Source organism: Dongia sp. P2_B8, assembly GCF_056404715.1.
Window position 1 is genome coordinate 1071673 of the sequence record NZ_JBFUDM010000003.1, and the last position, 23319, is coordinate 1094991.

Annotated in this window: 22 protein-coding genes and 1 tRNA gene; 8 read left to right on the plus strand and 15 right to left on the minus strand. The window is 62.7% G+C overall.

Features of this window, described 5'->3' with window-relative positions; translation table 11 throughout:
* Positions 1–163: 163 nt before the first annotated feature.
* The gene (locus AC1DWZ_RS12565) at positions 164–1222 is read right to left on the minus strand and encodes a hypothetical protein (RefSeq protein WP_477169233.1); all 1059 of its coding nucleotides are present in this window, start codon (positions 1220–1222) and stop codon (positions 164–166) included.
* Between the two features lie 449 nt (positions 1223–1671).
* Here AC1DWZ_RS12565 and AC1DWZ_RS12570 point away from each other — a divergent pair.
* Positions 1672–1748 (plus strand) — tRNA-Arg (locus AC1DWZ_RS12570).
* Between the two features lie 126 nt (positions 1749–1874).
* Here AC1DWZ_RS12570 and AC1DWZ_RS12575 read toward each other — a convergent pair.
* The 4 genes from AC1DWZ_RS12575 to AC1DWZ_RS12590 form a co-directional block, all read right to left on the minus strand.
* On the minus strand, positions 1875–2066 hold the full coding sequence (locus AC1DWZ_RS12575) for a hypothetical protein (RefSeq protein ID WP_477169234.1): 192 nt from the start codon (positions 2064–2066) through the stop codon (positions 1875–1877).
* A 241-nt stretch (positions 2067–2307) separates the two neighbouring features.
* Positions 2308–4542 (minus strand): MASE4 domain-containing protein, encoded by a 2235-nt coding sequence (locus AC1DWZ_RS12580; protein WP_477169235.1) that lies wholly within the window; start codon positions 4540–4542, stop codon positions 2308–2310.
* A gap of 251 nt (positions 4543–4793) precedes the next feature.
* A complete protein-coding gene (locus AC1DWZ_RS12585) occupies positions 4794–5159 on the minus strand; it encodes a response regulator (RefSeq protein ID WP_477169236.1) in 366 nt (121 codons plus the stop codon).
* 187 nt (positions 5160–5346) lie between these two features.
* Positions 5347–5631, minus strand: a complete 285-nt coding sequence (locus AC1DWZ_RS12590; RefSeq protein WP_477169237.1) for a DUF4242 domain-containing protein — start codon at positions 5629–5631, stop codon at positions 5347–5349.
* A gap of 161 nt (positions 5632–5792) precedes the next feature.
* Between AC1DWZ_RS12590 and AC1DWZ_RS12595 the strand changes: the two genes are divergently transcribed.
* Positions 5793–7505 (plus strand): AfsR/SARP family transcriptional regulator, encoded by a 1713-nt coding sequence (locus AC1DWZ_RS12595; RefSeq protein ID WP_477169238.1) that lies wholly within the window; start codon positions 5793–5795, stop codon positions 7503–7505.
* A 12-nt stretch (positions 7506–7517) separates the two neighbouring features.
* Here the strand turns inward: AC1DWZ_RS12595 and AC1DWZ_RS12600 are convergent, their stop codons facing one another.
* Complete coding sequence (locus tag AC1DWZ_RS12600; protein WP_477169239.1) at positions 7518–7850, minus strand: hypothetical protein; 333 nt, start codon at positions 7848–7850, stop codon at positions 7518–7520.
* Between the two features lie 210 nt (positions 7851–8060).
* Positions 8061–8645 carry an isochorismatase family protein gene (locus tag AC1DWZ_RS12605; protein ID WP_477169240.1) on the minus strand — a complete coding sequence of 195 codons (585 nt, stop codon included), beginning with the start codon at positions 8643–8645 and terminating at the stop codon, positions 8061–8063.
* 158 nt (positions 8646–8803) lie between these two features.
* On the opposite strand from AC1DWZ_RS12605, the gene AC1DWZ_RS12610 reads away from it, so the two are divergent.
* Together AC1DWZ_RS12610 and AC1DWZ_RS12615 are read left to right on the plus strand one after the other, a co-directional pair.
* A complete protein-coding gene (locus AC1DWZ_RS12610; RefSeq protein WP_477169241.1) occupies positions 8804–8941 on the plus strand; it encodes a hypothetical protein in 138 nt (45 codons plus the stop codon).
* A 15-nt stretch (positions 8942–8956) separates the two neighbouring features.
* Positions 8957–10978, plus strand: a complete 2022-nt coding sequence (locus tag AC1DWZ_RS12615; protein ID WP_477169242.1) for a YgiQ family radical SAM protein — start codon at positions 8957–8959, stop codon at positions 10976–10978.
* On the opposite strand, the gene AC1DWZ_RS12620 is transcribed toward AC1DWZ_RS12615, so the two are convergent.
* The 3 genes from AC1DWZ_RS12620 to AC1DWZ_RS12630 form a co-directional block, all read right to left on the minus strand.
* Entirely contained in the window at positions 10975–11142 is a 168-nt protein-coding gene (locus AC1DWZ_RS12620) for a hypothetical protein (protein WP_477169243.1), read from the minus strand. The two genes, AC1DWZ_RS12615 and AC1DWZ_RS12620, sit on opposite strands and share 4 nt — an antisense overlap.
* A gap of 243 nt (positions 11143–11385) precedes the next feature.
* Positions 11386–11772 (minus strand): PRC-barrel domain-containing protein, encoded by a 387-nt coding sequence (locus tag AC1DWZ_RS12625; protein ID WP_477169244.1) that lies wholly within the window; start codon positions 11770–11772, stop codon positions 11386–11388.
* Positions 11773–11953: 181 nt separating this feature from the next.
* The gene (locus tag AC1DWZ_RS12630; protein WP_477169245.1) at positions 11954–12166 is read right to left on the minus strand and encodes a DUF1127 domain-containing protein; all 213 of its coding nucleotides are present in this window, start codon (positions 12164–12166) and stop codon (positions 11954–11956) included.
* 140 nt (positions 12167–12306) lie between these two features.
* On the opposite strand from AC1DWZ_RS12630, the gene AC1DWZ_RS12635 reads away from it, so the two are divergent.
* The gene (locus AC1DWZ_RS12635) at positions 12307–12765 is read left to right on the plus strand and encodes an Lrp/AsnC family transcriptional regulator (protein WP_477169246.1); all 459 of its coding nucleotides are present in this window, start codon (positions 12307–12309) and stop codon (positions 12763–12765) included.
* 3 nt (positions 12766–12768) lie between these two features.
* Here the strand turns inward: AC1DWZ_RS12635 and AC1DWZ_RS12640 are convergent, their stop codons facing one another.
* Positions 12769–13683 (minus strand): LysR family transcriptional regulator, encoded by a 915-nt coding sequence (locus AC1DWZ_RS12640; RefSeq protein WP_477169247.1) that lies wholly within the window; start codon positions 13681–13683, stop codon positions 12769–12771.
* A gap of 129 nt (positions 13684–13812) precedes the next feature.
* Here AC1DWZ_RS12640 and AC1DWZ_RS12645 point away from each other — a divergent pair, with 129 nt between their 5' ends.
* The 3 genes from AC1DWZ_RS12645 to AC1DWZ_RS12655 all read left to right on the plus strand — a co-directional run bounded on the left by AC1DWZ_RS12645 (position 13813) and on the right by AC1DWZ_RS12655 (position 18821).
* Positions 13813–17388, plus strand: coding sequence for an ABC transporter ATP-binding protein (locus AC1DWZ_RS12645; protein ID WP_477169248.1), 3576 nt, complete (start codon positions 13813–13815; stop codon positions 17386–17388).
* 36 nt (positions 17389–17424) lie between these two features.
* On the plus strand, positions 17425–17862 hold the full coding sequence (locus AC1DWZ_RS12650; RefSeq protein WP_477169249.1) for an META domain-containing protein: 438 nt from the start codon (positions 17425–17427) through the stop codon (positions 17860–17862).
* A 215-nt stretch (positions 17863–18077) separates the two neighbouring features.
* Positions 18078–18821 (plus strand): cobalt-precorrin-6A reductase, encoded by a 744-nt coding sequence (locus AC1DWZ_RS12655; RefSeq protein WP_477169250.1) that lies wholly within the window; start codon positions 18078–18080, stop codon positions 18819–18821.
* Here the strand turns inward: AC1DWZ_RS12655 and cobJ are convergent.
* Genes cobJ through cobG form a run of 4 tightly spaced genes read right to left on the minus strand, consistent with a single transcriptional unit; the run spans position 18818 to position 23259 of the window.
* A complete protein-coding gene (cobJ, locus tag AC1DWZ_RS12660; protein ID WP_477169251.1) occupies positions 18818–20542 on the minus strand; it encodes a precorrin-3B C(17)-methyltransferase in 1725 nt (574 codons plus the stop codon). The two genes, AC1DWZ_RS12655 and cobJ, sit on opposite strands and share 4 nt — an antisense overlap.
* Entirely contained in the window at positions 20542–21273 is a 732-nt protein-coding gene (locus tag AC1DWZ_RS12665; RefSeq protein ID WP_477169252.1) for a precorrin-2 C(20)-methyltransferase, read from the minus strand. Before AC1DWZ_RS12665 ends, cobJ begins: the two co-directional genes overlap by 1 nt.
* A 5-nt stretch (positions 21274–21278) precedes the next feature.
* Positions 21279–21905, minus strand: coding sequence for a precorrin-8X methylmutase (locus AC1DWZ_RS12670; RefSeq protein ID WP_477169253.1), 627 nt, complete (start codon positions 21903–21905; stop codon positions 21279–21281).
* Between the two features lie 4 nt (positions 21906–21909).
* On the minus strand, positions 21910–23259 hold the full coding sequence (gene cobG, locus AC1DWZ_RS12675; RefSeq protein ID WP_477169254.1) for a precorrin-3B synthase: 1350 nt from the start codon (positions 23257–23259) through the stop codon (positions 21910–21912).
* Between the last annotated feature and the right edge of the window lie 60 nt (positions 23260–23319).

Consider the following 23319-nt stretch of genomic DNA (forward strand, 5'->3'; position numbering starts at 1 on the left):
GGTCCTCCCACGATATCAGGGCATCATGGCTCAATACGCGGCAAAGCCCAATCTGGATTGGCCTCCAATCGACCTGGCGCCGGATCGGCCCCAAACGAAAACGGCGCCCATCTCTGGGCGCCGGTTCCGGTTTGTGGGTTGTGTAGAGGATTAAAGGCGTGAGTTACCGAACGTAGACGTGCACTTCATTGACCTGGGCATTCGGGTCGGTGACCTGGGCGATGCCGACGCGATCGGGCGGCAGGCCCATGTTGAGGAGCGAACGCGACACCTTGTTGGCGTTGGTGCGGGCGATGTCGCTGTTAAGGGCGACCTGCGCCGGCTGGCCCATGGCGGGGGCGACCCCGACCACGTCAAAGGCGGCATTCGGGCGCAATTCCAAGGCCTTGGAGGTGGCCTGGTAGAGCGCCTGCTCGTAGTTCACATTGGCCCGGTCGAAGCGGATCACGACCAGCGGACGGCCCGTGCTCATGCCGGCCATCGGCGGCAGGGCAGGCTGGGCCGGCGGCGCATAGGAGCGGCTGGCCAGCGTGGTGCCGTAGACCTGGCCGCTGTTCACGCCGGCGGCGAGGGTGGTGAGGTTGCTGCGCTCGGTGGCCAGGAAGTTGGTCTGGCGCGAGACGTCTTCCGACAGCTGGTTCAAGAGACGGTCGATCGAGACGGTGGTCTGATTCGTCTGGTCCTCAAGGATGCGCAGCTGGCGGTGATCCTCATCGACGGCGCCCGACACCGTATAGGAGGCGCGGATCGAATCGAGGAGATAGCTGGAGAAGGCCGCGTTGTTGGCCACGTCGTTGGACAGGCGGTTCATCTGGTCGAGATCGGACCCGATCTGGTCGAGCTGGCCCTGGGCCTGCTGCCAGGCGCCGGTCACCGTCGGGTTGCCCGGGGTGGTGCCCATCTGCAGCTTGCCATTGATGGCACCGACCGTGGTCTGGTAGCCGGCGGCATTGCGCTCGGCGCTCGAACGCAGCTCCTGGTGCTTGAGCGACTGCTGCTGCACAGCCTGCTGCAGGCGGTTGAGGTCACTGCGGATCTCGATAACCCTGGTGCCCACCAGCGTGCCGGTCGGCTGACCTGGCGGGACAGCCTGGCCATTTGCCACGGTAGCACCGATCGGCGCGCCGGAAACGGACGGCCGAACCGCGTTATTCCAGAACTCGCAACCGCCCAAGATAAGCGGTGCGGCCGCGACGGCCACGAGCCAGAGGTGTTTCTTCATGTTTGCCGAACCCCGAAATACAGCGAACAACCGCAAAGCCCCTACCCACTTCGCATTGCTCAAACCATTACCCGAAAACATTTCTTCGCAGCTTTCAGGACAAGAATCAACAGGCCAAGTCAGGTCTTAGGCCCTTGGGCGTGCTGTGGCGGTAACAGGGTGGCAGTGTGGCCACAGCTGGGTGGGCACAAGCAACCGATTCCGGCAGCCCGTTCCCGGGAGGCGATCCCCAGGGCAGCCTGCGACAAATCCGGCCGACAGGTTGTCGAAATGCCATTTTTCTAATTAATAACAACATGCTAGGCGGAAAATCTGGGACGTTAAGCTAATCCTGCCAAAGAGCTTGCAATGGTCCACGGCTTTGGCTAGTTTCCGCCACCGTTCGGGGGCCGAGACATCCAACTCGGCTGAGTGCACACGAAACTGGCACTCACCCACCGCGAACCGACGCACCCATAGCTCAATTGGATAGAGCATCTGACTACGAATCAGAAGGTTGGAGGTTCGAGTCCTTCTGGGTGCGCCATTTTCTTCCGTCGGTGACAGGGGTTTGGGTCGGCTTTGCCGGCCCTTTTTGCTTTTGGCCCCCGTTGAGGGGCTTAGACGGCTGGCCGATCTTCCCAGTGCGATCATTTATTGAGTGCGAGACACCCTATGCACGGCTCAGCCGATGGCATTCGCGTGTCGCAGCTACAGCGCCGAGCCATCGGATGGTTGCTTTGTGGTGCGCTGTTTTGAGGAGCGCGAAATCGGATCCGGTCGCCTGGTCGCATTTTTGACCTGCCGCCTCCATATCGCGCTGGCACAACAGTTCAAATTGAAACGCCTTGATGGTTTTCTCCATGCGTAAATCCTCCTGACCCAGTACGCGGTTGCGCACTCTGAGAATGTCTGCAAATGAAACGAGCAGGAAATGCGGCCGTTCCTTGTCGGAGGAGGCCCGCGGCCGGGCTACCGGGCCGTGGCACCGGCAGGCAGTTGTGGGCATTGCACTATTCGCGGTTGTGTCAAAGCAGAATTCGCTTTGCTGCCATGATCTATCTACCGCTCCGGCGTATCCCGGGCGGCAGAACGCCCCGGAGCGCTCACGCCGTGTCCTGCGATTCCTCGTTGGTGCTTTGGCGCCGGGCGCTGGCGATCGCGGCGGCCAGGGCGTCGGCGCGATAGGGCTTGGCGATGATGCTGAAGCCGTCGCGGTGCACTTCCGCGGCAGCGCGTGAATAGCCTGTCGTCAGCAAGATCGGCAGGTGCGGGAAATGCTGGCGGACCTTGCGCGCAAGGTCCAGCCCGTTCATATCACCTGGCATGACGATATCGGAAAACAGCAGGTCGAAGCGCTGGCCGCCCAGGAGCAGTGACAAAGCCGTGCGCGCATCCAGCACGTGATGCGCCTCATAGCCCATCATTGCCAGCATCCTCACCGACATCTTGGCGACATCCTCATCATCTTCGACCAGCAGGATCCTACCGGTGCCGTGCTCGGTTGCGGTACGCTCTTCCGTTGTCGATGCCTGCGAAACGGCGGTTGCGCGCGGCAAATAGATTGTGACGCTTGTTCCTTCTCCGACGACGCTTTCGACCACGGCGCGCCCGCCAGATTGCTGCGCAAAGCCATAGACCTGGCTGAGGCCAAGGCCTGTACCTTTGCCGACTTCCTTGGTGGTGAAGAACGGCTCGAACACGCGTTTCAGATCGTCCGGCTTGATGCCGGTGCCGCGATCGATCAGGGTCAGCGCCACAAAATCTCCGGCCAAGTCGGCGACATTCGTCTTGGCGTCAAAGATACTCGTGGGATCCGGATTCAAATTGGCGGCAAGGCTGCAATTCTGGCCGGTGAGCTGTACCAGGCCGCCGCCAGGCATGGCATCGCGCGCGTTGACGCACAGGTTCATCAGCGCCAGTTCCAGCTCGCCAACATCGCATTCGACGGGCCACAGATCGTCGACGAGATTGATCATGATCTGCACGTCGCCGCGCACCGCACGCCCCAGCATCTCCGTGAGATCCTTGGCGCGGGCCTGCAAATCGAGCAATTCCGGCTTGAGCGATTGCCGGCGCGAAAACGCCAGTATCTGCCTGATCAACTGCACGCCACGTTCGGCCGCGCGGTCGATTGCCAGGGCGGCATGGTGGTCGGAAGGCGCCCTCGACCCCTGCTGCAACAGCTCGGCATTGCCCAGGATGATGGTAAGAATATTGTTGAAATCGTGTGCAATCCCGCCCGCCATGCGACCGATGGCTTCAAGCTTCTGTGCTTCGCGCAAGGCTTCAAGTGCCCGTGCCCGATCGGCGATTTCGGCTTCGAGCTGCTGCGAGCGTTCCAGCACGCGCTGCTCCAGCGTTTCGTTGAGCATCTGCAGGCGCTGCTCGCTTTCGCGCAAGGCTAGGTTGGCTTGGCGCGCATCCTCGGCACGCCGATCTGCGGCGATGCGCGCCATTTCCAGGGACTGAGCAAGCCTTGCGTACAAGGCGCGTGTTTCCAGCAGCAGCAGCATGAGCACGAAGCTCGCCGCCAGGAATCCATAGATGCGTCCCGTATAGAAACCGAGGTCAAAGCGACCGGCATTGAGCATGGCGCTGAGCGCTGTATCGAGAATCGAGACGGTCAACACGACCATCAGCCAGAGATCGAGGACGGAATGCGGCTTGCGGCGCCACAAGGTGATGAGTGCAGCAAGGTTGAGCAACAGAACCACGAAGACCACGCCCCGCAAGGTCGGCGTAGCATGTCCACCGGACATGATCGCCGGCAGCAGGGCTTGGCCAGCCGTCGTCAACAGCATCACGCAGGCGACCACGGCAGCAACGGAAAGGATGCTTCTAAGGATGGCTGCATAACCTCCCTCGCGGATCGTCACCACGCTCACGCCCGCGCCCGCGGCTTTCTCGCTCAGCGCATAGCCGAGCACCAGGACCGCGAATCCGCCATGCCAGAACATGTACAGCCATGCCGTTGTCTGGGGGCCGGCGCCGAACAATCCGGTGGGCGAGAAAAGTCCCGGAAAGCTCAACGTGTGCGCCACGATCATGAGGGACGAGAACAGATATCCGCTGGCCAGCAGCAGCAGGCCGCGTGAGCGGACGATCGAGAATTGACCAAACAGCAGGACGGCGGTGATCAGGTCATTCAGTGTGAGGGCTGATTGATAGATCGGGATGAAGGCATCGACGCGCGGTAGCGGCTGCTTGGCGAAAGGTGCTGCCACGACGAAACCCAGCACGGACAGGCTGATGACCACCAAGGCCAGTTTGCGCTCGCCGCCGTTGGCGGGCAGGAGGGAAAGGAACACACGCTGGCCGCTTGTTGCGTCATCAGCCATGAAGCCTCCAGCCCAGCGCGGCCGCCTTGGCCGCCGTGATTGCGATCTAGAGATGTTAAACGCGCAAAATTCTACCAACGAAACGGTAATCGATATCTTAAGCAGTACAAGGAAGAATATCCGATTTCTGCCTAACTATTTGAAACAGCGTTGCAAATAAAATTCAGGCAAATTGCCGGCACTGCCCGAACCATCATGTTTTCAGGGTTTTCATCCTATCGCGGTAGCAGGCCAGCTTGGCCCGGCATCCACTAGGCTAGGGTCTTTTCGATCAGCGCCAAGAGTTCCGCGCGTCGCAGGGGCTTTGCCAGCGTTGCCGTTGCCCCGAACTCTTCCGCATTCCCCAGCACGTTCGCACCGGAAAATCTGCCGCCGCCGGAAACGGCGATGACGGGCACATTTGGCAAGATTGCCCGCAATTCTTCAATGAACTGGAAGCCGTTCATGCCGGGCATATAGATGTCTGAGATGATGAGATCGATCGACGCCGTACGAAAAGCCGCCAGTGCTTCCGCGGGTGTCTCGAAGAGCAGGACCGTATAGCCGGCATCATCGAGCATGCTGCGTACGGTGTTCAGCAAGCGGACATTATCGTCAACAACGGCGATTGTCGGCATGTCACCCCCTACAATCGTTTGACGGTAGCGGCTGCTGGCGATGCACTCAATGCATCTGGATGCATAAGTGCCCATCTTAAAAGACACACCTGCTTAAAAGGCACACCTGCCGAAATGGTGTCCTTGTCTATGGCTTCTATTGTTATCAAAGCGCGGGGGCCCGCGGCATGCGGGCCCCCGCCTCGTTTCAGGCGGCGAAGCCCTTGGCCGTCGAGGGGCCGATTACCGATTTCACCTCGCTGACGAGGTCCGCCGGGAAGCCACCTTCACGGGCATGCCGGTAGACGACATCCGCACTTTCGGCTTCATGGACACAATAGACCTTGTCGCCGGCGACATAGCTGGTCACCCAATTATAGGGGGCATCCAGACCCGCCACGACCTGATTGGACTTGGCCGAAATCTCCCGAAGCTCTTCCTGGGTCAGCTTGTCGGCCCCGGGGATGTTCCGTTCAATGAGGAATTTACGCATCGTTTTGCTCCTTTTCATGACGATGGGAGCACCAGAAGAACTGTCGGCCGTTGGACCGGGCGTGGGACACGGCGTTTGTGATAGAAATAACCGTCCCACGCCTGGTCACACGGCGGGGCGAGAATGATCGGACCGCAAAGTCAAAGTTGAGAGACCGTCTGATGGGAATGCAGATTCACCTGCTGGGAAAGCCGCGGATCATCGACGCCGATGGACAGGCCCAGGCCGTCCGCGGGCATCAGGCCTGGGCGATCCTGGCGCGGAGCCTGCTGTCAAAGGGGCCGCTCGACCGGCGCAATCTGGCGGCCGAATTGTTCCCGGAAACGGTCGATCCGCTGGGGTCTCTGCGCTGGTGCCTGGCCTCGATCCGGCGTGCGCTAAATTCCGCCGACAGTCTCACCGGCGATCCCATCGAGACGCATCTGCCGGAGGGCACCTTCGTTGACGTCTGGAACCTGGAACAGGCCGACTTCGTTGTCGACGGCGTCGGCGATCTGCTCGAAGGGATCGAGCCCAGGTCGAGCCCCGAATTTTCAACCTGGCTGCTGATTGAACGCGAACGCACCGCTGGCCTCATCGAGGAGCGCCTCCGCCAGCAGACGATCCAGGCGGTTTCCGTCGGTGATCATCCACGCGCCATCCGGCTGGCCGAGCTTGGCGCAAGGCGCACGCCGTTCGATGAAAGCAGCCATATTCTGCTGGTGAAAGGGTTGACGCTGGCAGGAAGGCACAAGGCGGCACTCGATCATATCGAGGCCACCGAGAATGTCTTCATGGCGGAGCTTGGTGTTAAACCTACCGCAGCCCTGCGCAGTGCCGCGCGGCGCACCATTTCATCGCCACCCGGTGGCGTGTCGCGCGAAGCTGTCGTCAAATCATTGATGGAATCGGGCCTTGCAGCTCTCTCGGCGGGGGCGGCGGATGCCGGCATCGATTGCCTGCGCCGCGCTGTCGCCGATGCGCAGAAGCTGAAGGACACTCATCTTTCCGCGAAGGCCATGCTTGAGCTTGGCATTGCATTGGTCCATGCGGTGCGCGGCTATGATGACGAAGGTGCCATCCTGCTGCGCCAATCCACCGAACTGGCGCGGCAATGCGGTGCCGCCACCATCGCGGCCACCGGCTTTCGCGAACTCGGATATGTCGACGCGCTCGCTGGCCGCAGGCCGGCGGCAGCCGCCCATCTCGCCCAGGCGGCGGAGCTTGCCGAGGATGGCGACAACCTGGCCGGTATCCATGCGGTCATGGGCTTCAATCTGGTCGATTGGGGCAAGGTCGATGCGGGGCTGGAGCATTACAATATTTCCCTGGACCATGCCCGCAGTGCGCAGAATCGGCGGCGGGAAATCTGGTCGCTGGGGTTGGGGGGCTGGGGTATGCTGGCCGCCGACCGCCTCGATGAGGCCGATGACTGGCTGACCAATTGCCTGGCTCTGGTCGAAGATCAGCGCTGGATCGCCTTCCGCCCTTGGCCGGTCGCTGTTCTGAGTGAGTCCAAGCTGCGCCAACGGCGTGACGCCATGGCCTTGCGGCCCGATCTCGAAAATGCCTTTGCGCTCAGCTGCCAGTTGGGCGATCCCTGCTGGGAAGCCGCTGTCGCGCGCGCTCTCGCTTTATCCTATGCCGCGATGGACGATCTGCCGCACGCGCTGGAATGGATCATTGAGGCGCGCAAGCGCTGTTTCCGCGACACCGACAAGTTCGCCGCCCTGCTGGTGACGATCCTTGCCGATCAGGTGGAGATCAGCCTCAAGCTCGGGCAGGCGGCCGAGGCCGACATCATCGCGCGGGAACTGGTCTCCATGGCTGCCCGTGCCCATATGGACGGCCACGTCGCGCGCGCTGCCGAACTCGTGGGCAGGCGGTCGGCCTGAGGCCGCGCAGTATCAGGTGTTGTTGACGATGCCGGCCGGGGTGGTGAGTTCGCTCTTCCTGCCGTGCGGGGCTGGATCGTCGTAGCAGGTCTCGGGGCCGGATCGCATTTGCCGCAATTCTTCGTCGCTGCACAAGCCTTGTTTGGCTGGCGGTTGACGCAGGTTGGTCGCGGGCTGCGACGCGCCGCCTTGAAATTCCGAGCCGATATATCCAGCCAAGGCGATCGCCGCCAACAGGATGGCGTCGCCGACAGTCAGATAGCGTCTGCCGCCGACCCGTTCGGACGCGCGCGTCCGGCGGGCGGTTTCGTGCATGCCAGTGTGTGATTGATCAAGAAATGCCATAATCATACTCCTCGCGGTACCAAGACGACCTGCGCATTCGCAAGGGCTAATCGTCGTCAGAAGAGCCAGATTGCATGAAGGCGTCGGGCAATCATGTGGCGTACCGCTTTAAAATTCTCTCATGCATCAGCATCGCGCCACGCGCGGACAAGCGCCAATTTTTTTGCCCGATACCGAATATCGATCAGCGTGATCTAAGCAGCTGCCGCGCTAAAGCGTCAGCCCCGCGGGCAGTGGGCGGTTCAACTGGCCCGAAACTGCGGCGTGTGTCGCAAGATCCCGCACCCATTCATAATACAAACCCTTCACCGAGGTACGCATAATTCCGGCAGCTGCCATGCGTGCAAGACCATATTCGTGATGGGGTGGTGGCGATGCGGTGGCATCGTCGATGACGGCGACGCGGTAACCGGCGCTTTGCAGGCCCAGCGCAGAATGGGCGATACAGACATCGCTCTCCAATCCGACCAGCACGAAGTCGCGCTTGCCCGCACCATCGACCGCTGCGCGGATGTCGGGCTGGTGGTAGAGGCCAAAAACCTTCTTGTCGAATACCTGAGAGTCCGCCGGCAGCTCGGCCATCAAGGCCGGCACCAGCGGTCCGTCTTGGGCGATGTCCTCGGCGGTGGCGATGATGGGAATGTCGAGAATGCGGGCGACGCGCATCAGCCAGGCAATGCGTGCCACCAGGGGCTCGCGCCAGTCGAGCGGCAGCTTGTCGAGGAAGTATTGCTGGACGTCGATAACCACCAGACAGCTCTGGCTGCGGTCCAGCAATCCACGCGTATCAGGCATGCCGTCTCTCCGAATGAGGGGATAAAGGGCCTAACCCATTGATCCCATTTACCCAGGTGCGATCAAGCGGGATTGCAATCTCATGATCAAAACATTGACTTTTCAGTAGTTTAGATGGTATTCACCGCGCCACTTGAACGATGATGCCGGCTGAGCACATGTGGCGCGGTCGTAAGTTGGCGCTGATCCGCCGGGCGGACAGCAAGATGGCCGAGGGCCGCAATACGGGCGATGGTGATGGGCTGACGGTGCCGGAACGCGGCGCCGCCCCAATCAGTGTTGCCCCGGTAGATTGAGTTTGGTGCAGGGACATGGAAACCGCGAAGCAGCTTTTCTCTCATCGCAAATTCTGGGCGCACCGGTTCGGGACCGCGCCCTTCTTGCCGATGACGCGCGCTGAGATGGATGAGCTTGGCTGGGATTCCTGCGACGTCATCCTCGTGACCGGCGACGCCTATATCGATCATCCGAGTTTTGGCATGGCTGTCATCGGCCGCTTGCTTGAAGCGCAGGGTTTCCGCGTCGGCATCCTGGCGCAGCCGGACTGGCAGAGCGCCGAGCCGTTCAAGGCGCTGGGCAAACCCAATCTCTATTTCGGCGTCACCGGCGGCAACATGGATTCCATGGTCAACCGCTACACCGCCGACCGGCGCCTCCGGCACAATGACAGCTACACGCCCAATGACGAGGGCGGCAAGCGGCCGGACCGGGCTGTCATCGTCTATGCCCATCGCTGCCGCGAAGCCTATAAGGATGTGCCGATTGTTTTGGGCGGCATCGAAAGCTCGCTGCGCCGTATCGCACATTATGATTACTGGTCGGACAAGGTGCGTCGCTCGATCCTCGCCGACGCCAAGGGCGACATCCTGCTCTATGGCAACGCCGAGCGCGCCGTCGTCGAAGTGACGCATCGCCTTGCCAAGGGCCACAAGCCCGGCGATCTCGACGATATCCGCGGTGTTGCCTTGATGCGGGACCGCGTGCCGGACGGTTGGACTGAAGCGCCGGCCAATGACATTGATGTTGCCGATGAAGGTGCTCGTCAGTTGAAGGTCGACACTGTCGTGCGCCTGCCATCGTTCGAGCAGGTCGAGAAGGATTCCGAGGCCTACGCCCGCGCCTCGCGCGTTCTCCATCGCGAGAGCAATCCCGGCAATGCCCGCGCACTCGTGCAGCGGCATGGCAATCGTGAACTTTGGCTGACGCCACCGCCCATTCCGCTGAGCACGCCGGAAATGGATGCCGTGTTTGAGCTGCCATATGCCCGCGCGCCGCATCCTGCTTACGGCGATGCCAAGATCGCTGCCTGGGACATGATCCGCTTTTCCGTTACCATCATGCGCGGCTGCTTCGGTGGCTGTTCCTTCTGCTCGATCACCGAGCATGAAGGGCGCATCATCCAGAACCGCTCGGAAGAATCGGTCCTGAAGGAAATCGAGCAGATCCGCGACAAGACCAAGGGCTTTACCGGCATCATCTCGGACATTGGCGGGCCCACGGCCAACATGTATCGCATGGCCTGCAAGGACAAGAAGACGGAATCGCTCTGCCGCCTGCCGTCCTGCGTCTATCCGGAAGTTTGCCCGAACCTCAACACCAGCCATGAATCCCTGATCCAGCTCTACAAGAAGTCGCGCGAGCTGCCGGGCATCAAGAAGGTGATGGTTGCCTCAGGTGTCCGCTATGACCTCGCGGTCAAGAGCCCGGCCTATATCAAGGAACTGGTCGCCCATCATGTCGGCGGCTATCTCAAGATCGCGCCCGAGCATACGGAAGAAGGCCCGCTCTCCAAGATGATGAAGCCGGGCATCGGCACCTATGACAAGTTCAAGGAGCTGTTCGACAAGGCGGCTAAGGAAGCGAAGAAKGAATACTTCCTCATTCCCTATTTCATCGCGGCGCATCCGGGCACGACGGATGAGGACATGATGAATCTGGCGCTCTGGTTGAAACGCAACAAATACCGTGCCGACCAGGTGCAGACCTTTCTGCCGTCACCGATGGCGCTTGCCACCGCCATGTATCATTCCGGCCTCAACCCGCTGCGCCCGGTGCGCCGGGGGGCCTCGGAAAAGGTCGAGACCATCAAGGGGTTGAAGCAGCGTCGCCTGCACAAGGCGTTCCTGCGCTATCATGATGCCGAGAATTGGCCGCTGCTGCGCGAGGCGCTGAAGAACATGGGCCGCGCCGATCTTATCGGCCCCGGCAAGCACCATCTCATACCGAACTGGCAACCTGCTGGGACGGGTCTGGGGGGGGGTGAAGGCCGCCGCCAGGGCCGCAAGCACGGCATGCAGACCTTCACGACGAAGGGTGTGTTGAAGCGGCGCTAGCCTTTGGTTCCGTGGCCATCCGGGGCCTGGTCCATCTCGCGCAACAGCATCACCCATTCGATGGGCAGGGCTGCATCGCCCAACTGGCCATAGCGACCTTCGATCTGCTGCGCGAACCAACGATCGCCCGCCGGCTGGTCCGGGTCGATGGGACCAAGTTTCATTTCATAAATCATATCATGCTCAAATTGGCCAATGTGTGCCTACCAGGAAGAGTGCGTAAGCGGAAGCCAGCGCGCTGGCGAGGTAGTAACCGATCGTTTGTCCCATGACCGCCCTCCAATTCCACTGCACCGCTATGTTCATGTAACCGGCCCGCAACGCCCGCGATGGGTGCGTTGCGGGCCGAATTCTGCCGCGCTACCGTCCGCTGCTCTCATGCAACGGGCGGCCTATTTTGAGATATCTCACTGCCAATAGGGCGGCACGCCGAAATGGCCGTGCAAACGGGTACCCCATTCCGGATCAATGTTGCTGTTGTCGGCATAAACCGGGGTCTGGCGAAGAATATCGTCGGTGGCACTCACCACATAGCCGCCGAGATCGACGTCATAGCTGAGTACGCTCCAAGGCAGGGCGCGGCGCTCAGCGCCGATTCCCAGGAAGCCACCGAACGTGACCACGGCATAGGCGACCTTGCCCGACAATTTGTCGATCATGACGCTCTCGACTTCGCCGAGATTGTCGCCGCGGCTGTTGTAGATGTCGGTGCCGTTGACCTTGTCGGCCGAAATCAGGGTGCCGGTCTCGCTCTTCTTCAACGTCTCCTGACGGTTTTCCATAGCTGACTGCATGGTTTCCTCCAAAGTTGGTCGATGGAGGTCTAACCACTCGCCGGTGCCATTCGTTCCCGCAACAGGCTGGAAAGAGGCAGAAATTGGCCGATGCGGTGGGTTGGCGGGGAAAGTCGGAGAGAATGCCGGCCGGTTTCTCCGATCCCTACATTGCCATGTGCCAAAAAGGCTGGCGGCAGTTTCAGGGGTGCAGCCTGTTGCGTACCGCTTCAGCGATATCGGACCGGTTGATGCCGATATCCCTGAGCAGATACTCGGGCTGGCCGAGCAGAAATCGCTCGTCCCGCCGGATCCGCCACCACAGCGCAATGGCGTCGCGGACTGGGCCCAGGCGACTGCCGATGGAGAGAGCCAGGGGATTGAAACTGCGGGAGGAAGCGGTCGAATCGGACATGAGGATCACCCTTGCGAAGCCGGTTTGTTGGTGGCGAGCATGGCGGCAATGGCCGGCGAGAGGCGCGCAAAGTGCGGCGTCGCGATGCGGTAATTTCGCTATAATGCGGCCGATTCGATTGAAATGATCGCGAACGCAAGATGGACCTCGACGATTTCGACCGCCGCTTGCTGCAGGCCTTGCAGCGCGACAACCGCCAGACCGGCGAGGAACTGGCTGAATTGGCGGGATTATCGCCAGCCGCCTGCCTGCGTCGCGTTCAGAAATTGCGCGACGCCGGCATTATCGAACGCGACGTCTCCATCCTGGCACCTGCCGCAGTCGGGCATGGCCTGACCGCGATCGTGCTCATTACCATCGAGCGGGACCGGGTAACGGGGCTCGACAGTTTCAAGACTTTGATGACGGACGTGCCGGAGGTGACGCAATGCTATTACGTGACCGGCAGCGCCGACTACGTCGTCATCCTCTCGATTGCGGACATGCCGGCCTATGAAGCCTTCGCCACGCGCTATTTCATGCGGCCCACGGTCAAACGTTTCGAAACGCTGATGGTGATGAGCCGGATCAAGTTCGAAACAGCCCTGCCGGTCGCCTAAGAGCTACTCGGCCGCCGCGCGGCGGGGTTTTGCGATTTCGCCGGCAAGGGCCGGCTTCTGTTCCTGGAACAGTTCAACCAGCTGGTCCATGACGGCGCGGATGCGGGGCAGGTTGCGGAGGTCCCGGTGCACCAGCAGCCATTGATCCGCCGTCACCTCGGTCAACAGCCCGCCCAACCGCTGCAGGTTCGCTTCGCGGTCGGCGAGATAGCAGGGGAGGACGGCAAGGCCGGCACCGGCCGCCACCGCATCGCGCATCACCAGCCAGTCATTGACGCGGATCTGCGGCCGCCAGCCGGCGAGCAGTTCCCGCGTCCAGCTCTGCCCCGGCATGTAGGCATGATCGTCGTCGAAGCCGAGCCAGGTGTGCTTGCGCAACGCTTCCGGTGACATGTCGTCGATCTTCGTGCCTTTGCGCACATAGATCGCGTAAGCCGCGCGGCCGAGCTTCCGGGTCACGATGCTGGCAAGGTCCGGCACCTGCTCGCGGATGAGGAGATCGGCCTCGCGCCGCGACAGGTTGGCCAGCATATGGCTTGCCGACAATTCGAACTCGACACATTGCAGATTGCGCCGCAGGCGCGGCAAATGCTGGCCGATGAAGTCGATCATCGCCTCGCCGGCAGAAAGCCGCACGACGCCTTGCGCCACGTCGATGAGGCCGGCGCTGCGCCGGTCGATCGACTCCGCCGCTTGCTGCATCTTGCGGCTGTCGGCCAGCAATTGCTCGCCTGCCGGGGTGAGGGCGAAACGGTCCGGCAACCGATCGAAGAGCCTGGCGCCGATCTGCTGCTCCAGCGCCTTGATGCGGCGCGCGATAGTGGGATGGCTGACATGGAGGCGCTTGGCGGCCGAGGTCAGCTGCCCCTGTTCGGCCAGCGCCAGGAAAACCTTGAGATCGTTCCAGTCCTCGATCATGGCAACCCTCCGGTCCAAGAAACCCTGTTCAAATATTTACAGCCAATGATCCAATTTGTCGAATGGCGAACGAAAATGTTCAGCGTATTCTGAGAGGATGAGAAGCAGTCGCAAAACAGGAATGGCGCCATGCATATCGAAAAACGGCTCTGGATTTTCACCGACGGTGTCCGCGGACGTATCGCCTGGGCGACCTTCATCGGCTTGGTCGCAGTGGGTTTCGGCGTCTTGCGCCTGGGGCTCTTGGGCTGGCTGATCGGTGCCGTCTTTGCCGGCCAGTCGATCGCCGACCTCACCAACCCCATCCTCGCCATCGCCCTGGTCATGGTGCTGCGCGGCGGGTTCGATTATCTGCGCATCATGGTGGCGCATGAGACGGCAGGGCGCGTGCAGAAGAAGCTGCGCCGTGTCCTTTATGACCGCATCGCTGCCCTTGGGCCCGGCACCGTGTCGCAGCAGCGCTCCGGCGCACTGACATTGTCGCTCATCGATGGTGTCGAGCAGCTGGAAATCTATTTCGGCCAGTTCCTGCCGCAGTTTCTCACCGCCCTGCTGACGCCTTTCCTCATTTTCGCAGCCATTGCCTTCATCGATCTGCCGGTGGCCTCGGTCATGCTGGTCTTCGCGCTCATCGCCTTGTTCGCGCCGGGCCTGTGGCACAAATTCGACGTGCGCCGCTCGGCCGACCGGCAGGTATCCTACGAATCCTTCGCCGCCGAGTTCCTGGATTCGATCCAAGGCCTCGCCACATTGAAGGCCTTCGGCCAGAGCAAGGCCCGCGCCGACAAATTGGAGATCGAGGCCGACACCTTGTTTCGCCGCACCATGTGGGTACTGGCGACCAATGTGCTCTCCCGCGGCATCACCGACAGTGCCATCGCCTGCGGTGCCGCGGCGGCCCTGGCACTCGGCGCTTACCGGGTTGAAGGCGGTGCCATGTCGCTGACGGCCCTCCTCATCATCCTGATGCTGGGTGTCGAGACCTTCCGCCCGATGCGCGACCTGCGTTCGGTCCTCCACCAGGGCATGGTCGGCATGTCGGCGGCCCAAGGCATCTACAAGATCCTCGATGGCAAGCCGATGGTGCCCGATGCAGCGCCCAAGCTACTTTCGCAATCGCTACAGCCCAGCCTGCAGTTCGAGAAGGTCGCCTTTAAATATCCCGGCACCCGCCGCATCGTGCATCAGGGCCTGGATTTTGCCGTGGCACCTGGCGAGCGCATCGGCCTGGTCGGCAGTTCCGGCGGCGGCAAATCCTCGATCGTGCGCCTGCTGCTGCGCTTTTATGATCCGGAAAAGGGCAGCATCAAGATCGGCGGCCATGATTTGCGCGATCTGTCGTTCAGTCAGATCCGCTCCATGATCGCGGTCGTCAACCAGGACACGTTCCTGTTCCATGGCACGGTCGAAGACAATATCCGCATGGGCCGACCGACTGCCACCGGTGCCGATATCGAGGATGCGGCGCGGGCGGCCAACATTCATGATTTCATCCAGTCCCTGCCGCAAGGCTATGACACGATCATCGGCGAGAAGGGCATCAAGCTCTCGGGCGGCCAGCGCCAGCGCGTCGCCATCGCCCGCGCCTTGCTGCGCGATGCGCCGATCCTGGTGCTGGACGAAGCCCTCTCGGCGGTCGATGCGGAGAACGAGGCGGCGATTCAGACAGCGCTCGACCGCCTGATGCAAGGGCGCACCACGCTCATCCTCGCTCATCGCCTCTCCAGCGTCATCGGCTGCGACCGCATCCTGGTGCTGAATGAAGGCCGCGTGGTGGAGGATGGTCATCACGAGGCGCTCATGCGCCAGGGCGGCATCTATGCCACCTTGATGGCGGAACAGGTGCGTGAATCGTCTGGCGAGCGCGCCGACATCCTTGCTGTCTCGCGTGAGATCGAACAGGTCTCCGACGGCAGCACCACCAAGCCCATGACCGAAGGCATCCTCAAGGCCGACGGTCTCGGCTGGTATCAGGTGGTGGCGACCTTGATGGGCGTCATCCTGCCCTGGAAGGGCCGCCTGACACTCACCTTCCTGTTCGGCGTCCTGCGCGTGCTGGCCTTCATCGGCATCGGTGTGTTGAGCGCGCTCGCTGTGGCCGATCTCAAGAATGGTCTGGATTACAGCCGTTGGCTCTGGGCGCTCGCTGTCTTGGCCCCGCTCTCCGGTGTCCTGCATTGGCTGGAATCCTGGATCGCCCATGACATGGCGTTCCGCCTCCTTGCCAAGATGCGGCTCGACATCTTCCGCAAATTGGATGCGCTGGCACCGGCCTATCTGGTGCGCCGCCGCACCGGCGATCTGATGGCACTCGCCACCAACGATATCGAGCTCATCGAATATTTCTTCGCCCATACCGTGGCGCCGGCTTTCGTCGCCATCCTGGTGCCGGCGGTGGTGCTGGTGGTGCTGGGCTCCGCCAGCCCGTGGCTCACGTTGACCTTGCTGCCGTTCCTGGCCGCGGTCGCCTTGTGCCCGTTCCTGTTGCGCGGCCGCTCCGACCGGCTGGCGTCCGAGGCGCGGGAAGCTGCCGGCGAACTTGGTGCCTTCGCCGTCGATTCCGTGCAAGGGCTGGGCGAGATCGTGGCCTTCCAGCAGGAAAGCGTGCGCGGCCGGCAGCTCGATCATCTCTCCGACCGGCATATCCACCTGCGGCTGCCCTTCTTCCAGGATCTCACGTTCCAGCAATCGCTGCTGGAGGTGCTGACCGGCCTCGGTGGCCTCGCGATCGTCGTGACGGGTGGCGTGCTCGCCCAAGCCGGCCGGGTCGACGCCGCCGCCCTGCCGCTCTTTTCCCTCCTTGCAATGGCGGCCTTCCTGCCGGTGTCCGAGATCGCGCAGATCGGCCGGCAACTGGCCGACACGATGGGTGCCACGCGCCGCATCTATGGCCTGATGAACGAGCCCGTCCCGGTGGAAGACGGGCAGGGTATCGCCCCGGCAGCCGTCAAGCGCGGTGCCGGTTTGGTATTGGAAAACGTCGCCTTCGCTTATCCCGGCCAGGGACGCCAGGCGCTCCGTGGCATCAGCGTCGAAATTCCGGCGGGCAAGACAGTGGCTCTGGTGGGTATTTCCGGCGCCGGCAAAACGACGAGCGCACAATTGCTGATGCGTTTCTGGGATCCGGACCAGGGCCGCATTCTCCTGAGCGGTGCGGATCTTCGCGACTACAAGCTCGACGAGCTGCGGGCCCAGATCGCCCTGGTGGCGCAGGATACGTATCTGTTCAATGACAGCCTGCGCAGCAATGTGTTGATCGCCCGGCCCAATGCCAGTGCGGCGGAACTGGATGCCGCGATCCAACATGCGTCCTTGTCCGATCTGGTGGCTGCCCTGCCGGACGGCCTCGATTCGGCCGTCGGTGAGCGCGGCACCAGCCTCTCCGGCGGGCAGCGCCAGCGGGTTGCCATCGCCCGGGCGTTCCTGAAGGATGCACCGGTCCTGATCCTGGACGAGGCGACCTCGCATCTCGATGCCGTTAACGAACAGGCAATCCGCCGGGCGCTCGACATCCTGCAGGCCGACCGCACCACGATCGTCATAGCGCATCGCCTCTCGACGGTAAGGAATGCGGACCTTATTGTGGTGCTGGAAGCGGGCCAGGTGGTCGAGACTGGGACTCACCCCGAATTGCTGGCGCGCGGTGGTCTTTACGCCCAATTGGTGTCGCGGCAACTGGCCTCTGTCCAGGCGCCCGCTGCATGAAGAATGGGCGGCGGAATGAAACAATGGAGATGGTTCATGCGGTTCATCGTTCCCCTGGCATTTTCGACGGCGCTCTTACTCTCTGCCTGCACCACGGCCAAGGTGGTTGGGCCGGAGGGTGAGGCAGAGGCAGCTCCGACCTCCGAGATCGTCGGTCCGGTCTGGATCGCCGAAGATATCGCCGGCGCACCGGTGGTCGGCGGCACTGACGTCACCTTGTTGATGGATCGTATCAATCGCGCCGGTGGCAAGGCCGGCTGCAACACCTATGGCAGCGCCTATCAGCTTACCGGCGACGCGCTCACCTTCACGCAGGATTTCTCGACCCGGATGGCCTGCTCGCCGGATGCCGTGATGGCGCAGGAGCAGGCTTATCTCAGCCTGCTCACTCAAGTAACCGGCTATCAGATGCAGGATGACAAACTGACCCTCACCACCGCCGACGGGAAGAGCATCGTCTATCACAAGAAGTGATGTGGGCTAGAGGGCGGCTAACACTTACGTCGTCATGGTCGGCGAAGGCCTCCTAAATAAGCCTCTCCCCTCGCGGGAGAGGCGGCGAGCGCGAGCGAGCGGTGAGGGGGATCTATCAGCGAGTGAGCTCCAACCACCCCCTCACCCCGTCCCTCTCCCGCGAGGGGAGAGAGAGAAGTGCGAAGTTTGAAATGTCCTGGTACTAACGCCGCACAATGACTCCCAAAACCATCCTCATCCTCGGCGGCACCGGCGAAGGCATCGCGCTTGCCGACGCGTTGCACGCGCTGCCGGACGTCCGGGTGATCTCGTCACTCGCCGGCCGTGTCGCCAACCCCAAGCTGCCGTCAGGCGAGGTGCGCGTTGGTGGTTTCGGGGGCGTCGCCGGCCTCACCACCTATCTGCGCGACAACAATATCGCGGCGATGATAGACGCCACGCATCCCTTCGCCCGCCGCATGGGCTGGAACGCTGCCGAAGCATCTGCGGCAGCCGGTATTCCCCTGCTGCGATTTGCACGGCCGGCCTGGGTTCCGCAGGCTGGCGACGCCTGGACCGAGGTCGATGATTGGCATGAAGCCGTGGCAGCGCTCCGCGGATCGGCCAGGCGGGTGTTCCTCGCCTTGGGCCGCCAGGAGCTGGCACCTTTCACCGCGCTGACCGAGATCGGCTTCGTCATTCGCGCGGTCGAGGCACCCGATGCCGGTATCAGATTTGCCGATGCCGAGATTGTCCTGGCGCGCGGGCCTTTCCGCCTTGAGGACGAACGCGACTTGCTGCGGTCACGGCGCATCGACTGCATCGTCTGCAAGAACAGCGGTGGCTCGGCCACGGACGCCAAGCTGCAGGCAGCCCGCGAACTTGGCATCCGCGTGATCATGCAGCGCCGGCCGCTACGGCCCGACGTGCCGCAAGTAGCGGACATCGCTGCTGCGATCCGGTGGGTGCAGCAGCTTTAGGCCTGCTTGGCCTCATCTTGTTTTGTCTCTGCTGGCTTCTCGCCGTACCAGCGCGGGGTATAGACCCAGGCGCTGCCATCGGGGCGCTTGATGGTGCGCGTTGTTGACGAGCCGATGATGACGACGGTGCGCATGTCGACCATCTCCGGCGTCAGCGCACCCAGCGTCACATGGGTGACACGCTCCGCCGGCCGGCCCACGTCGCGGCCCAGCACCACCGGCGTTTCCGGCTCCCGGTATTTGCGCAGCAGGTCCAAAGCCTCGCCCAATTGCCAGGGACGTGCTTTGGAGATCGGGTTATAGAAGGCCATGGCGAAATCGGCGGATGCCGCATGGGCAAGGCGGTCCAGGATCACCGGCCAGGGCTTGAGATTGTCGGAGAGCGAGATGATGCAGAAATCATGGCCCAGGGGTGCGCCGATCCGCGCTGCCGCCGCCATCGCTGCCGAGACACCTGGCAGCACGACCAGATCGACACCATGCCAGCTGGGATCCTCGGCGCCGTCGAGCGCTTCCAGAACGGCGGATGCCATGGCAAAGACGCCGGGATCGCCGGACGAAACGACCGCCACCGACCGGCCGCTGGCTGCCAGCGCGAAGGCCTGGCGCGCGCGCCACAGTTCTTCGCGGTTGTCGGACGGATGCACGATCTGGTCGGGCCGCAGGGGGCCGGCCATCTTCACATAGGTATCGTAGCCGACAATATCTTCGGCCTGGTCAAGCTCACGCCGCACGGCCGGCACCATCATGCTGGCATCGCCCGGCCCCAGGCCCACCACGGCGAGGCGACCGCGCCTGCGGCCGATCATCTGCACCTCTTCCGGCTTGGCTGCGACGGCAATCGCGATGGTCTCGATGGTGAGCGATTGGACCGGTTCCGGAATGGCGGCGAGCACCAGCCGTTCCGGCGTGCCGGCATCGGCAACATAGCGCAGCGGCACGCCAAGCTCCTCGGCTGCTGCTGCCAGATGTGGGCTGGCAGCATCGCGTTCCGCCGCCACCAGCAGCGCCAGCGCATGGCGCGATAGCTGGGCCTGCGCCAGGGCCGTGAGGATGCGTGCCGCGATATCGGGGTCTGTGCGGCCGATACCGATGACGATATTCTGCGGATGGAACAGCAATTCATCCGCTTGCGGCTCGACATCGGCATGGGTGATGCGTGCGATGAGCGAACCTGCTGCGTCTATCGGCAGCTTGGCGTCGGCGAACCAGGGCGCTTCCCCCTCGACGCGCATCTTGGCACCGGCCAGCAGATTGGCGATGAAGCTCTTGCCATCGGCAAGGTTGCGCAGGCGATAGCCCTTGGGCGGGTTGAGCAGGCAGGTGCCAAAGCGCAGCTCGCCGGTCGTGGTGATCGCGGGCGCTGTCTCCAGCGCCGCACCGATCTCGCGTGCCAGCACATTGACGCCGCGCGTACCACCCAGCAGTGGGACGACGGCGCTGCCATCTTCCGCGACCACCAGCACCGGCGGTTCCGCCTGCTTGTTCTGCAGCAAGGCAGCCAGCGACCGGATGACGATCCCTGCCGCGCAGAGCGCGATGATCGGCCGGTCGGCCGTGTAGAGATCGCGCAAGGTCACGCCGAACTCGTCGTAGGAAATGTCGGCACCCTCGACCCGTCCCGCCAGTCCATAGATCGCAGAATCCGGCAGCGCCGCCTTGATCTTCATGGCCGTCGCCAGCGAATTGGCGCCAAGAATGACGATGGCCGGCCCGTTCATCAGGAATGCCACTTCTTGCCGGGCACGAGCACGATCGAGAAATAGGGTGCACTTTTCGGATCGACCTCGGCCAGGGGCAGGATCTTCTGATTGCCCATGGTGGCGCGCTCGACATAGAGCGCACGGTCGCCGAGCCCCAGCTCCATGACGACCTTGCGCACCTTCTCGAAATTGGTGCCGAGCTTCATGATCGCGGCCGCATCCATGTCCGCAAGACGCCGCTTCAATTCCTCTTCCGGCAGTACGCCGGAGAGGATGCCGAGGCTCTGGTTGCGATAGACGAGCGGCGCGCCGAGAACCGAGGCTGCACCCAGCACGGAGCAGACGCCGGGGACGACTTCTGTTTCATAGCGCGTCGCCAACCGGTCATGGAGATACATGAACGAGCCGTAGAAGAAGGGATCGCCCTCGCAGATGACTGAGACGTCGCGGCCGGCATCGAGATGGACAGCCACTTCCTCGGCCGACGCATCGTAGAAATCACTGACCAGCGTTTCGTAATTGAGATGCGGCGGCAGCTTTTCCGTGGTGACCGGATAAATCAGCGGCATCGTGATCTGCTCGGGCTTCAGATAGGATTCGATGATGGTGAGCGCATTGCCCTTTTTCCCCTTCGCCGCCAGATAGGCGACGACGGGCGATTGCTGCAACAGCCGCACCGCCTTCACGGTCATCAGTTCCGGATCGCCCGGGCCGACGCCGAGGCCGAACAAACGTCCTGGCTTACTCATGGTAATTATTCTTTCTCCGTTGCCAGGGCGTTGACGGCTGCTGCCGCCATGGCGCTGCCGCCGCGGCGGCCGCGCACGATCACATAGGGGACATTGCGGCTGTCTTGCGCCAGCATGTCTTTGGATTCCGCGGCACCCACAAAGCCCACGGGGAAACCCAGGATGAGCGCCGGTTTCGGCGCCCCTTCATCCAGCATCTCGAGGAGGCGGAAGAGCACGGTGGGCGCATTGCCGATGGCGACGATGCTGCCGGCCATCCGGTCGCGCCAGAATTCGAGCGCTGCTGCCGAGCGCGTGTTGCCGGTATCCTGCGCCATCTGCGGCACGCGCGGATCGTAGAGCGTGCAGATAACCTCGTTCTTCATCGGCAGGCGCGCGCGCGTCACCCCTTCGGCGACCATGCGGCAGTCGGCAAGGATCGGCGCACCTTCGGCCAGCGCTTTGCGGCCCGCGGCGCCGGCACCATCCGAGAAGCGCAGGTCGCGGATGACATCGACCATGCCGGAAGCGTGCGCCACACGGACGGCGAGTTTTTCCAGGTCGCTCGGGATGCCGGTCAAATCGGCTTCAGCGCGGATGATGGAAAAGGATTGGCGGTAGATTTCCTGCCCATCGCGCTCGTAATTGATCATCACTCTACTCCGGAACTCGCAAATATGTGGCGGCCAGCAGATCGCCTGCCTGTTCGATAGTGAGGTCGGCCCCGATCCGCTTGCCAAAAACCGCCGTTTCCCCCTCGTTTTGCGCGAAGACATCGTTTCGCACGAAGACATCGTAGTGGCCGGGTGAAATAGCCAGCAACGTGACCGGTGCCGGCCGGGGGGCCGCGCAGGATTTGCTGCAGCCGGTAAGATGGATGCCAAAGACGCTGGCGCCGGACCCGTCGATCCTGTCCGCCAAGGCCAGCGCATCCACCTTGGTGTCGGCGAGGCCGGATTTGCAGCCGGCGCTGCCGGCACAGGTGATGGCAGCAGCCAGGGTCCGGTCGGGCCGCGTGATAAAGCCCAGCTCATCCAGCTGCGCCACGGCATCGATGAGCGCGCCCTCGGCGATGTTCGGCAGCAGCACGCTCTGCCATGGCGTCATGCGGATCTCCCCGGCCGAGGCCAAATCCGCAAGATCGGCAAGGCCGCGCAGCATTGACGGTCCGATGCGCCCCAGCGGCGGTACGGCGCCGATCGCAAAGCGCCCATCCGCCTGCTCACGCGCGCCAATATGGCCAAGCAGCATCGGCTCTTCGCGGTGCCAGCCGGCTGGGGCACTGACCGGACAGGGCAGGGCGGTCATCAATTCCTCGACGCGCCGCGCCACCAGCAGGTGGCGCATGCGCGTGATCTTGTCCCCGTTCGCATTGGTCTTGCCGATCTCGGCTATGAACAGATCCAGCAAGGCAAACAAGGCCGCCTCAACATCCGCTGCTGCGACAATGCCCGCCGGCCTTTCGCCGGGAACGCCTGCAAAGCCGACGGCAAAATGCGCAGCGTCGGTCGCGGCAAACCAGATGTCGTTGGGATGTTCGACCATGGTGATGCTTTCGCCACCATCGATCTGGATCGCGAATTTCGGTGACAGGGCGTGGTATCTGGGCTGCGCCTCAAGACGCGCCAAAATGGCGTCTGCCAAAGGCGCGACGTCGATCAGGGCTGCGGGATCGAGCCCCGCCAGCGGACTGACCATCACATTGCGCACATCGTCGGCGCCGGCCGTGCGGGGGCCAAGACTGGCATCCACCAGCATCTCGATGAGCGCCTCTTCGCACCCGGCGCGCACGCCGCGGATCTGGATGTTGCTGCGGTTGGTGGCTTCGACCGCCGGTACACCGTAGCGCGCGGCCGCCGCGGCGATCGCGCGGAGCTGCGTCGAATTCACCAGCCCGCGCGCCAGCTTGATGCGGCAGATCCCGCCGTCGCGCGAGGGCACGATGCGGAAGAGGCCCGGGCAGGCAAAGCGGCGATTGGCGGCGCTGCCCACAATCTCGCCTGACATATCTGCGTTCTGAAACGAACGGTCGGTCACGGTGTCACCGGCAAAAGCCATCGCGGTGAA